Source organism: Buttiauxella sp. BIGb0471 (assembly GCF_024807715.1).
Taxonomy (GTDB): domain Bacteria; phylum Pseudomonadota; class Gammaproteobacteria; order Enterobacterales; family Enterobacteriaceae; genus Buttiauxella; species Buttiauxella agrestis.
In genome coordinates this window covers 369,948-382,105 of sequence record NZ_JANUEU010000001.1, presented here as the reverse complement: position 1 = coordinate 382,105, position 12,158 = coordinate 369,948, and the positions used below count along the sequence as shown (strand labels likewise).

General features: G+C 50.6%; 10 protein-coding genes. 1 reads left to right on the top strand and 9 read right to left on the bottom strand.

Features of this window, described 5'->3' with window-relative positions:
• Positions 1–218: 218 nt before the first annotated feature.
• From galS to M2371_RS01775, 4 genes are all read right to left on the bottom strand, one after another.
• Positions 219–1,241, bottom strand: a complete 1,023-nt coding sequence (gene galS, locus M2371_RS01790) for an HTH-type transcriptional regulator GalS (protein ID WP_172893623.1) — start codon at positions 1,239–1,241, stop codon at positions 219–221.
• A gap of 156 nt (positions 1,242–1,397) precedes the next feature.
• Complete coding sequence (gene yeiB, locus M2371_RS01785; RefSeq protein ID WP_259266723.1) at positions 1,398–2,555, bottom strand: DUF418 domain-containing protein YeiB; 1,158 nt, start codon at positions 2,553–2,555, stop codon at positions 1,398–1,400.
• A gap of 20 nt (positions 2,556–2,575) precedes the next feature.
• Entirely contained in the window at positions 2,576–3,241 is a 666-nt protein-coding gene (folE, locus tag M2371_RS01780; RefSeq protein ID WP_034497002.1) for a GTP cyclohydrolase I FolE, read from the bottom strand.
• A gap of 116 nt (positions 3,242–3,357) precedes the next feature.
• On the bottom strand, positions 3,358–4,482 hold the full coding sequence (locus M2371_RS01775; RefSeq protein ID WP_172893620.1) for a YbfB/YjiJ family MFS transporter: 1,125 nt from the start codon (positions 4,480–4,482) through the stop codon (positions 3,358–3,360).
• Between the two features lie 106 nt (positions 4,483–4,588).
• Here M2371_RS01775 and fghA point away from each other — a divergent pair, with 106 nt between their 5' ends.
• The gene (gene fghA / locus M2371_RS01770; RefSeq protein WP_259266722.1) at positions 4,589–5,419 is read left to right on the top strand and encodes an S-formylglutathione hydrolase; all 831 of its coding nucleotides are present in this window, start codon (positions 4,589–4,591) and stop codon (positions 5,417–5,419) included.
• A gap of 59 nt (positions 5,420–5,478) precedes the next feature.
• On the opposite strand, the gene cirA is transcribed toward fghA, so the two are convergent.
• The 5 genes from cirA to yieE form a co-directional block, all read right to left on the bottom strand.
• On the bottom strand, positions 5,479–7,449 hold the full coding sequence (cirA, locus tag M2371_RS01765; protein WP_259266721.1) for a catecholate siderophore receptor CirA: 1,971 nt from the start codon (positions 7,447–7,449) through the stop codon (positions 5,479–5,481).
• A 286-nt stretch (positions 7,450–7,735) separates the two neighbouring features.
• Positions 7,736–9,211, bottom strand: coding sequence for an amino acid permease (locus M2371_RS01760; RefSeq protein ID WP_172893617.1), 1,476 nt, complete (start codon positions 9,209–9,211; stop codon positions 7,736–7,738).
• Between the two features lie 198 nt (positions 9,212–9,409).
• Positions 9,410–10,519, bottom strand: a complete 1,110-nt coding sequence (locus M2371_RS01755; protein ID WP_259266720.1) for an SDR family oxidoreductase — start codon at positions 10,517–10,519, stop codon at positions 9,410–9,412.
• Positions 10,520–10,644: 125 nt separating this feature from the next.
• Positions 10,645–10,935 (bottom strand): Bor family protein, encoded by a 291-nt coding sequence (locus M2371_RS01750; RefSeq protein ID WP_034497014.1) that lies wholly within the window; start codon positions 10,933–10,935, stop codon positions 10,645–10,647.
• A 278-nt stretch (positions 10,936–11,213) separates the two neighbouring features.
• The gene (gene yieE / locus M2371_RS01745) at positions 11,214–12,080 is read right to left on the bottom strand and encodes a DNA-binding transcriptional regulator YeiE (protein ID WP_259266719.1); all 867 of its coding nucleotides are present in this window, start codon (positions 12,078–12,080) and stop codon (positions 11,214–11,216) included.
• Positions 12,081–12,158 lie beyond the last annotated feature (78 nt).

Sequence of the window (12,158 nt, the reverse complement as noted above, 5' to 3'; positions counted from 1 at the left end):
GAATGCCGAAAATTTTTCTCTGTTAAAAAAACTCTTCCGTGTTTCGTAACGATCCATAACTGCTTTTTTGATAGTTTTGGCTTAATACCTATACGTAAACTGATTAATCACCGTTACATATAGTTTCAGCTTATAAAACGCTGACATCATAGTCATCGCAATGTTAATTAACTGTGAATTTACTCACAAATTGAAACCGGTTACATAAAAGACTTTATTCAGAGAGTGATCGGTGCCGCAATTTGCCGAGGAGCCACTGAATGGCGGCGGACTAATGTCGGCATAAAACAGTGTGTTGCACCATTATCGAGCGTCCCCGCGGCACCCTGTAACGCCAGTTCAGTCGCCAGACGAGCCATTGAAACAATGGGGTAACGCACTGTTGTAAGCTGCGGATCGGTGTAACGCGCGATAGGAATATCATCAAAGCCAATGATGGATACATGATGCGGCACGACAATCCCGTTATCTTTCAAGGCAGTTAACGCACCTGCGGCCATGCTGTCGTTGTAGGCAAACACCGCACTGAGTTGCAAATTGCGCCCAAGCAGCTCCACCATCGCCGCTTCGCCACCTTGCATATCCGGCGAACCGACGCCAACCCAGCTTTCCGGCGGGGTTATCCCCTGCTCGGTCATGCCCCGCATCCACCCTTCCCGGCGCTGGGCGTTATCTTCAATCGCGTGGCTTGAGGCCAGATAACCAATGCGCTGATGGCCCTGATTAAACAGCATTCGTGTTGCCATTAAGGCACCGCTGACGTTATCCAGCCCCACGCAGCGATGCTCATAACCTGGCACAATGCGATTGACCAAAACCATGCCCGGAATTTGATCAAGGAATTCACCCAGCTCTTGATCGCTGAGTGCTTTAGCATGAACAATCAATGCGTTACAGCGCTGACGAATCAACACTTCAATGGCATGACGTTCTTTTTCTTCCTGGTGGTAGCTATTGCCAATCAGAACGTATTTGTTGTGCTGCTGCGCCACAACATCCACTGCTTTGACCAACGCACCAAAGAACGGATCGGAAACATCCATGACCACCACGCCGATGGTGTCGCTCACCTGCGTGGCTAACGCCTGGGCGTTGGCATTCGGGCGATATCCCAGTTGCGCCACCGCATGCATCACAGTCTCACGCGTGTCGGCGCTGACTAATGCGCTGTTATTGAGTACGCGGGATACTGTCGCCACGGAGACGCCGGCGATTCGGGCAACGTCACGAATGGTGATCATAGGTATCGACCTGACGCTGGAGGAATAAGTCTCATGGATGCACCCTGTATTTGGCAAGGTGGCTATTTTGGCAGTGAGTTGTGAACGACTACGTGAGGATGATCACATCAATGAAAACGGTTACATACATATCGTTAACGTTTGTGATGTATATCATTATCTTGCTGGATGTTTCAGTGATACCCCTGCGGCCCGTGCGGTGAGTTGCCGCCACAGCCATTCAACAGGCCCCTGGCGGAAGAAACGCAGCCAGAGCATAGAGAAGAGAATGTTAATAACCCACACGGCAGGCACTACGGCCAGCAGGGATAAACGATCAAACTTCATGAACCAGCCCATGCGGAAGAAGAGCGTGGTGCAAATCACCGTTTGCAGTAAATAGTTTGATAGCGCCATGCGCCCAACATGCGCCACGGCATTCACCAGCCACAAACGTGAAAGCTGTGGCCAGTAGCCAAATGCCAGCGCCGCATAACCTACGGTCTGGAACGGCGCGCTCAATTCTCGCGGGGCTTGCAACAAGAAAGCGCACCAGCGATACATCCAGCCCACATGCCACTGGGCGTAAATCGCCGGAATGTTAATTAACATACCCACCACAATCAGCCACAAACCCGTGCGGCGATAATGATGCAAACTAAACTCGCCACGTAGCCAGCCGCTGCGCATTAATGCCGCGCCCATCAGCATCATGCCCGCCAGTTGCCAGCCATACTGCGCTCCTAGCGCCACTAAATTCGAGGAGAGAAGATCAATACGATTACTGATTGCCTCGGTGCCACCGTTTAGCTTCCACCACTGCTCATACTGCAAGTTGGCCGCGTCTGGTATCCACGAGCGGTTTGGCGTGTCGCCTGAAATAAAGCCCAGTAACAGCAGTACCCCAACCCCGGTGAGATAAAGCATCACGCCGGTATTAAACAGGGAACGAATCCCCGGAGCGTCGCGGATCAGCCGCCAGCACACCAGCCCAACCAGACCGTAAGCCAGCAGAATATCGCCATCCCACAGCAAAATGCCGTGCATGAAGCCGAGCAGAACGAGTAGCGTCAGGCGTGACTGGATCCAGCGTTTGCCGCGATGTAACAACATCTGCAAACCTGCACCGAATAGCAGCGCAAACAACGTGAGGAATTTGACCTGAGCGAAAAGGTCGAGAATCGCCCATGTCCAGGCATCGCTGTCGGTGACAGAGCCGGACCAGGCTGGATTGAGATACGCCGCCTTCGGTAAACCGAAGGCCACGATATTAAGCAGCAGGATGCCGAGAATAGCGACGCCACGGACAAAATCCAGCGTGATATTTCTCTCCATACACCCAGCTCACTTAATGATTAGTTATGACGCACAGCGCGCAGAAATTCCTGGCGAGTGTTTTGGCTGGATTTAAACAATCCACCCAACGACGTGGTCGTGGTCGCACTTGTCGCATCCTGCACACCACGCGCTTTCACACAATAATGGACCGCATCAATAGATACCGCCACATTGTTGGTGCCAAGCAGGGTTTGCAGAGCAATCAGGATTTGCTGAGTTAAGCGTTCCTGAACCTGCGGGCGCTGGGCAAAGAACTGCACAATGCGGTTAATTTTCGACAGGCCAATCACCGTGTCTTTCGGGAGATACGAAACGGTCGCTTTCCCGTCGATAGTCACGAAGTGGTGTTCGCAGGTGCTGGTCAACGTAATGTTGCGCACCGTGACCATTTCATCAACCTTCATCTTATTTTCGATGACGGTGATTTTCGGGAAATTGGCGTAATCGAGACCGGAGAAAATCTCATCGACATACATTTTTGCGATGCGATGCGGGGTTTCCATCAAGCTATCGTCGCTCAAATCGAGATTGAGCAACTGCATGATTTCCGTCATATGTTCGGCAATCTCACGCTTGCGGGTTTCGTTATCCAGCTCACGCACAGGTGGGCGCAGCGGGGTTTCTAAACCGCGAGCAACCAATGCTTCGTGAACCAGTGCGGCTTCTGGACTGAGTGATGACATGTTGTTTTCTCCTGCAGGTGTGGCTGACCCCTGCCCTCATAGGGGCAAAGTGTGCGCTCATTGTGCGTGAGCGCGGTCGCATAATCCAGTAGTGCGAACGATAATTATTGAAATCGTCAATACCTTCGCCACACCAGGCCACCGCTAATCAATAACGCGAAACCGGCGACATATAATGCAGGCTCAAGCTGCCCGGTCAGTGACGTCGATAATGCCGAGAGCATCGGCCCAACTAACTGCCCCATCGCATAACCGGTGGTCAGTAATCCTGCCATATAGCGGGTATGTTTTGGTGCCAGCTCGCGCCCGCAGAGTAGCGATAATTGCACCGCACATAAGAAGCCTCCGCCCACCAGCAACGAACCTAACACCAGCCCGAACATACCGGGAATCATATCTGAGGCGAATACCCCAAGGGCTTGTAGCCACAGAACCAGCGCCAGGCGTTGGTGACTTTGCAACAAATGACGCGCAGCAATACCGAGCAAAATACCGCACACTGCCGCGCCACCGAATATAGGCCAGACGAACTGCGCAAACGCGCTGCCAGGGAAGCGGGCGCTGGCCATTTGCGATAGAAATGTCGCGGGAAGAATATAGCCAAATCCCGCCAGGCTATAACTCCAGACCAGGCGTTTAAGCTGCGGCGTTAAAACCAACGGCTCTGGTGCAGTTTCCGGGCGATGTAGTTCGCCCTTGCGCGGTAAGTTGCGGGCGATTAACACAATAAATAGCAGCGCTAAAACGCCATAAACCAACCACGCATGGCTGGCCGATAACCCGTAGCTGTGAATCGCAACCGCCAGCAAACCGCTGATAAATATTCCGGCCCCCGGCCCTGCAAATACCGCAGCGCTTAATCCGGGTTTACCTAAATGCGCCAGTTGTTCGTTCGTCCAGGCCGCAATTAATACCATCGCCCAGCCGCTGGCACATCCAATAAGAAAACGAATTAACGCGTGCCACAGTGCGGAATCTACGGTGGCTGAAAGCAGTGTTAAAATCACCGCCCCCCAGACGCCAGCCATTAATCGCATCTCGACACGCCGGTGCGCCCGCATGGCATCCCACGCGCCAACCAGATAACCGAGGTAATTAATCGCTGCTACCAAACCCGCGCTGGTTAAGGTAAGTTGCCCTTCTGCTATCATCAACGGGACTTGCGGCGTGAACGCAAAACGGCCAATGCCCATTGCGACGACTAACACTAAAAATCCCGTCAACGCGATACGTGCCGCCACACAACCCCCGATTGTTACGATTTCGTTGCCAGCATGATGCAGCATGACTAGACTGGGGAGAAGTGAAAGTTATTCATCGATCTTGAATATAAATAAGGACCTCTGGATGGAACTACTAGAAGAACACCGATGTTTTGAAGGCTGGCAGCAGCGCTGGCGCCATGATTCCACAGTATTGAAATGCCAGATGACGTTCAGTATTTTTCTTCCAACGCCGCGCACCACTCCTCCACCGGTTCTCTATTGGTTGTCTGGTTTAACCTGTAACGATGAAAACTTTACCACCAAAGCCGGTGCGCAGCGTGTCGCTTCTGAATTGGGCATTGTGCTGGTGATGCCGGATACCAGCCCACGCGGTGAAAACGTGCCTAATAGCGAAAGTTACGATCTCGGCCAGGGCGCAGGTTTTTACCTGAATGCCACCGAAGAACCGTGGGCCGGGCATTTCCGTATGTACGACTACATTAATGAAGAACTGCCCGCGTTGATCGCTGATAACTTCAGTATTAGCGACAAAGCGTCTATTTTCGGGCATTCGATGGGTGGCCATGGTGCATTGAGCATCGCGTTGAAAAACCCAGGCCGCTACTGTTCCGTTTCTGCCTTCGCACCGATTGTGAACCCAACGCGTGTGCCATGGGGGCAAAAAGCCTTTGCGGCTTATTTAGGTGCTGACGAAGCGAAATGGCGTGAATGGGATAGCTGCTGTTTGCTGATGCAGGCTGACGAGAGCAAGTCTACTCCGGTGCTTATCGATCAGGGGGATGCCGATCAGTTCCTGGCCGATCAATTACAACCGGCACAGTTTGCGGAAGTGGCGCGGCAGAAGAACTGGCCGTTAACGCTTCGCGTCCAGCCGGGTTACGATCACAGTTATTATTTCATTGCGTCGTTCGTTGAAGACCATCTGCGTTTTCATGCGGAGCATTTGGCTTAGTATTTTTCCCCTCACCCCGGCCCTCTCCTTTGGGAGAGGGTTAGGGTGAGGGCAAAAACTTAGAACGTGTAATCCACCGCCATAAAGTAACGACGACCATCTTCGTTGTAACTGTAATCGTCACGACTCAAGTCTTTGTCACCCAGGTTCAGCACACCCGCACGCAGTTTAACGTTTTTCGTCGCCTTCCACGCTGCACCGGTATTCCACACTACGTAACCGCCAGGCGTGGGTTCGCTGCTGGTTGTCGCACGCTGCTCGCCGGTATAGTTGGCAGAAACATAGAACGACCAGTCATCCAGTGGTACCCAGTCCAGCGTACCGTTTGCGGTATGGAATGGCAGAGAAGACAACGGCTTGTTACCACCATTACTTAAATCACGACCATCGTTATAGGTGTAGTTCAACGTCAATTTCCATTGATCGTTAAACGGTACTTTCACCTCGGTTTCCACGCCGCGAATACGCGCTTTATTGACATTGTAGTATTTGAAGATAGGGTTCCCCGCACTGTCAAAACCCACAAAATTCGAATAGGACGGTGCCAGCGCACGATTGGCGGTACGGTTGATATCAATCATATCTTCCAGATCGTTCTGGAAGGTGGTGATACTCCCGCTTACGCCATCCAGCAGGCCTTCATCACCGGCGTAATACAGGCCAAGCTCGAAGCTTTCGCTGGTTTCTGGTTTCAAATCGGAGCTGCCGACAATCTTACAAGAGCCACGGCAAGAGTTGCTGGTCCAGTCCGGGCTTAACTGTAATAAAGAAGGCGCTTTAAACGCGGTCGCCCAACCACCTTTTACTGTGACGGTGTCTGTCGCGCTATAAACGAGATAGGCACGCGGGCTCCAGTGGTCGCCGTATGTTTCGTGGTCATCCATACGGATGCCGGTGGTCAACGCCAGCGGCTCGAAAATCCGCCATTCGTCTTCCAGGAACAGTGCGTACTGGCTGGCGGATGTTTCGGAGCTGGTGCCGCCAGTCAGGTTTACCGGGTCACTTAACTTATCGTGACGCCATTCACCGCCGAAGGTCAGCAACTGGTTTATCTCGCCTAATGGCAGAACCAGTTTACCGTCGAGGCTGTTATTACGTGAGGTGATTGGCGAGCTATTGCCCGGATTGAGGTTATCAATTTTGTCGCCATAGAAGCGCAGTTCGGTATTGCCATAATCCCAACGACCATTGTGGGAAATGGAGTAATCCTGGCGTTCCATGCGGTTTTTATTCAGCGAGTCAGAATCTCTGTCCTGGCGGTCAAACCCGTAACCGAAAGTCATATCCTGGTTTTCAGTTGGGGTCAGCGCAAATTCGGCGCTGCCGCTACGCGACGTGAAGCCTTCGATGCGTGGCGTTTCACCCGTGGCGCTGGTATTGGAAGATTCTTGTTTGTCTTTCTCGCGCTTGCCGAGGTTGCCGTAAACTTTCACCCCGAGCAGGTCGTCAACGATTGGGCCGCTGACGAAGAAATTACTGTTATAAGAATCACCCCGATCGCGTTTTTCCTGAATCGTGGTATCTGCTGTTACGGTGCCGTGCCAGGCTTTGCCGACTTTACGCGTGATAATGTTGACCACGCCGCCCAACGCATCGGAACCATAGAGCGAGGACATTGGCCCACGCACCACTTCGATACGTTCAATCGCATCGACTGGGATCCAGTTAAGGTCGAAATCATTGTGACGGAATACGGCATTGCGCGAATTCACTCGTTTACCATCCACCAGAATCAGCGTGTAGCTGCTACTCAGGCCACGAATACTGACGCCCTGGCGGTTATCCCCTTCGTTGGTGAGCTGCACACCGGGAACTTCCTGCAAGACATCTTTCAGGTTCTGGATCGGTTTCTTTTTCAGATCTTCTTGAGTGATAACGCTAATACTGGCAGGCGCATCTTTGAGGCTTTGCTCGCTGGCGGACGCAGTCACAACCACGGTGTCTTCGTATTCAGTGGCAATGACTGGAAACGCAGCACTGATTATTGACGCGCAAAGTCCTCCCCGGACGATGGGATTCAACCTTAACATTCCTTTCTCCATGAGGTGAATGGCAAACAATATTTAACAAATAGATTGCGCTCACATTCCTAATGCGACGCTTGCTACATTGGCAAGCGACTGCAAGCCTTACTCACCAACATCCAGCCGGGGTAAAGTGTGGCGACACCATAAAATAAACGAGAATAGTTATCAATCAAATTGTTAAAATTTGTAATGTTTGGCTACTGCATTCAGGGGAAGGGCATGAAATGTTATTGACTGCCAAAAGCAAAAAGGGCGCGATAATCGCGCCCTTTTTGCTTTACTTTGACTTTTACTTCTCGTTTTTAAACGTTTTCGGGAAAGTCATTTCGCTGTATTTCACGAAACGAGTTCCTTTAGTAATTTTGTAGCCCCACCAGATCGCCAGGAACAGCGGAATACCGATGTAAGTGGCAGTCACGCCAGCCCAGTCGATTTTATCAGCCAGGAATGCTTCGTAGTTCTGGCCCAGAGTAATGATAAGGCACAGGACGAAAGCAAAGATTGGCCCCAGCGGGAAGAAGCCAGAAACATACGGCAGGTCTTTGAGATCCAGCCCTTGCTTCACATAACCACGGCGGAAACGGTAGTGGCTAATGGCAATCCCCAACCAGGCGATAAAGCCCGTCATACCTGAAGTATTCAGCAGCCACAGGTAAACGGTCTGGTTCCCGAACATAGATGTCAGGAAGCACAGGCCCGCGACAACAGTTGTTGCGTACAGCGCATTACGCGGCACTCCGCCACGGGAAAGCTTAGAGAAAATGCGTGGCGCTTTGCCGTCGCACGCCAGGGTGTAAAGCATACGCGTTGATGCGTACATCCCGGAGTTACCCGCAGAAAGTACCGCCGTCAGAATAACCGCATTCATGACAGCCGCCGCAGACAACAGACCCGCGTGCTCGAAGACCAGCGTGAATGGGCTGACGCCGATGTCTTTCACATCATTACGCAGCAGGCTTGGATCGGTGTAAGGAATGATCAGGCTGATAATCAGAATCGCGAACACATAGAACAGCAGGATACGCCAGAATACCTGACGAACCGCGCGTGGAATATTTTTACCTGGATCTTCAGATTCGCCCGCCGCAACACCGATAAGCTCAGTTCCCTGGAAGGAGAAACCGACTATCATCGCCACGCCTATCATCGCCGAGAAGCCACCCGCAAATGGCGCATCGCCAATTGTCCAGTTGCTCCAGCCAGCAGGTTGCGCACCTTTAAAGATGCCCAGAATCATCATCACGCCAACGGCGATAAACACCACCACGGTGACGACTTTAATCAGTGAGAACCAATATTCTGCTTCGCCAAAACCTTTAACGGAAATGTAGTTGAGCAAGAACATGATGCCGAGGAACAGCGCACTCCAGATCCAGCCTGGGGTGTCAGGGAACCAGTAGTTCATCACCAGTTGTGATGCCACCAGGTCAACCGCGATGGTCACCGCCCAGTTGTACCAGTAGTTCCAGCCCAGTGCGAAGCCGAAGCCTTCTTCAACGTATTGCTGCCCATAGGTGGCGAAAGAGCCAGAAACCGGCATATAAGCCGCAAGCTCGCCCAGGCTTGTCATCAGGAAGTACACCATCAGACCAATCAGCATATAGGAGAGCAGCGCGCCGCCTGGGCCCGCTTGAGAAATGGTTGCACCAGAGGCAACAAATAGCCCGGTACCGATGGAACCGCCGATGGCGATCATCGTTAAGTGGCGCGCTTTTAGCTCACGACGTAAGCCAGGCGCTTGTGTTGTTTTATCTTGAGAAACCATAGAAAATTGCGGTCCTTCCTAAAAATGAGGCGAGATTGTAGCAAACCAGTCTCATACATATAGAAGAAATACGCTGTTATAAGAGAGCTTCATGATCCGGGCCGGATTATAAGTAAAGCACTTATGATACAGGCCAGAGAAAGGGTTATTACGCGGGTTATGATGTGAGGGAATCCCTTCCCCACTGAGTTCAAAGGGTTACTTAAAATCGACCTTCATCAACTCCGGAATACTAAAGTCGCGGGTGGTTTCCACGCAGCGGTTAATATAGTCAACAAAACGAGGCGGCGGTGACATCCCTAAATCCAGCAGTTTTTTATTCGAGAAACGCACATTCAGCATTGAGAATTCACCGTATAAACGCATCGCTCTGAGCATGAGACGTTCATTACACGGGCCATAAATAGACTTGAATTCGCGGCGACCTTTAACCAGCTCGCTGTAATCCACTTGTTGGTAGTGGGAAGAAATAGGTTGCTGATTCAATGCTGCGGCCATGGCTTTGTCGATTTCGATAAACTGCGTGCTGCCGGTATCGCCTGCGGAAATATGGTAAACCGTTTCACTCAGTACCGCGCTTTTGGTTAATAACAGCAAGGCTTCGGCGCAATAATCGACGGGGATAACGTCAATCTTATCTTCCAGAGAGCACATGAATTTCCCGAGCATCAGCGCCATGCGGAATACCCAAAAAATACTGCTCGATGGACGACAGCCTTCTTCACTGTGACCGACGACAATAGACGGACGGGCAATCACTAAAGGAAGCTGTGGGCAATGTTCAATCATCAATTGTTCAATGGTGGATTTTGACCAGGTGTACTGGACCAGATGCTCTTCTTCAGGCTTGCGCGTCATGCTTTCAGTGACCAGCGTTCCGGCTTCAGGAACACATGACATTGCGGTTCCGACGTGCACAAAACGAACTAAGCCCGCCACATCGGCCATGCGTTTAACGAACTTCAACGTGCCTTCGACATTCACCTTCCAAATCAGTGCGTTATCGCCAAAGGAGGCGACTGCCGCAGAGTTAATAACATGAGTCACGCCAGAAAGTCGGTCGTCATTCAAAAAGTCTTCTGAATTAGCTAAATCGCCGAGTAAAATATTTCGTTCGTTTATTTTTGTGAGTAAGGTTTCACTGCAACCAAATTTAGCGAGGTTATTTCTGATTCTTTCTACGCCCTCTTTTGGAGAGTTTGCCCGAACCAGTAACAAAATGGATTCAATAGATGTATCGGAAAGTGCGCGCGTTAATACAGCCCCGCCCAAAAAACCGGTGGCACCGGTAATAAACAGACTCTTCATGATGAAAACCCTTGAGTTTAAAAACGCCATCCTAAAGGGCGATATATAAACGATGAGTCAATCAAACTGCTAATAAAAAACTTAATGAGATAATTAAAGCCAGTATTAATCACTGGCTTTATATTTTATTTAGAGCAATATACGCGGGCTTCACGCGGGGTATAAATCCCGAGCGTGACAACACGCAACAGCACATCCATTCCGGATTCCTGAACTTCAGTACGAACCACTTTATCCGCACCACCACAGACCTGAGCGGCATCAATCGTCTGCGTTTGCCCTAAGCCCTGGACGAAGAAGGCCTGTTTAACTTCCTGAGTCGGCTTTTCAGCAATATCATGTTTGATGGTAAAGGTTTGTTGCGCACAACCGGCTAACGCCATAGAAGCAACGACTGCAATAAGTAACTTTTTCATAACAACCCTATATATTATAATTGAATTCCGGCACAGCTTCGCATTGCACTTTTATATATGCAATACGAATAATAGCGACTTATCTGTTATTTAAATGCCGTTTGAAATTCGTTTATATATGAGCAGCCATAAACAATAATGCCGTTATACCGGAGTGACGATAATGATACTAACAAGTTAAATATCAATCATTAAATAATAAAGTTAAAAAATGAATAAACCTGCCAACCAGGCCAGGCTTATTCTTATGATTCCAGATATTAATCTGCTAAAAATAACTATTCATCGCAATACTTCAAAAAACGCAGCAATGCATTAGAAATGTGTTTCTGGCGATGGTGAATGCGATATAACGTGCGCACCAGGCGCGGTAGCGGCACCGGAACTTCCACCAGCGAACCGCTTTCCAGCTGTTCGGCAATCACTCTGCGCGATAAGCAACTAATCCCTAAGCCATGACGCACCGCGTGTTTAATCGCTTCTGAATTTCCCAGCTCCATGCCGAGATGAAACTGCGGCAAATGCGAAAGCAGCAGATAGTCCACGATTTCGCGGGTGCCGGAGCCTTTCTCGCGCAGGATCCACGGCTGTTTTGCCAGCGTGTCCAGCGTGACGGGTTGTTGTAATAACGGCGCATCTGGTGGTGCAAATACCACTAACTCGTCTTCCAGCCACGGCTCTGTCACCAGTTCGGTCATGTGGCTTGGGCCTTCAATCAGGCCGATATCAACCCGGAAATCCGCCACGGCGTTAATCACGTCCTGGCTATTGCCGACGCTCATTTCGAGGGGGAGCGAGGGAAAATCACGGCGATAATGGGCAATCATTTCCGGCAGTATATAGTTGCCGATAGTGCTACTGGCAAAAACACGAATCGCGCCGTTGTCTTCTTTAAATAGCTGTTCGACTTCAATTGCCTGCTCCAGCAAACCCACCACGCGCGGATACAACAAGCGGCCATGTTCGTTGACCACCAGCCGCTTACCGACCCGGTCAAATAATTGCACGCCCAACTGCCCTTCAAGATCCGACAACGCCGCACTCACCGCTGACTGCGACAGCGCCAGCATTTGCGAAGCCTGAGTAGTGGAACCGCTTTTGAGCACTTCGGCAAACACTTCAAGTTGCCGTAGGGTGATATGCATATTAAGCACGCCTTAACACTTATTCAGATTAATTATAAATATATAATCAATTTTATTTTTAAACCAGCAGGACTTATT